General features: G+C 45.2%; 1 protein-coding gene. It reads right to left on the reverse strand.

Features of this window, described 5'->3' with window-relative positions; all coding sequences use genetic code 11:
• Positions 1–210 (reverse strand): DNA gyrase subunit A (locus A3750_RS06335; RefSeq protein WP_156498456.1); only part of this gene is annotated, 210 nt, incomplete at its 3' end.
• Positions 211–217 lie beyond the last annotated feature (7 nt).

Below are 217 nucleotides of genomic sequence, written 5' to 3' on the forward strand. Positions count from 1 at the left end.
TGACTTTTTGTACTTAGCAGTCGATTTCAGCCCCAACTCCGACATCGCATAAACAATACGCCTCTGAACGGGCTTAAGGCCGTCACCAACATGCGGCAAAGCACGATCTAGAATGACGTACATTGAATAATCGAGATAGGCTTTTTCGGTATATTCACGAAGTGAAATTTGCTCGACACCGTCTTCGAGATTGGGAGTGTCTTGACTCATAAGACTC

The sequence above is a fragment of the Oleiphilus sp. HI0079 genome, from assembly GCF_001635105.1.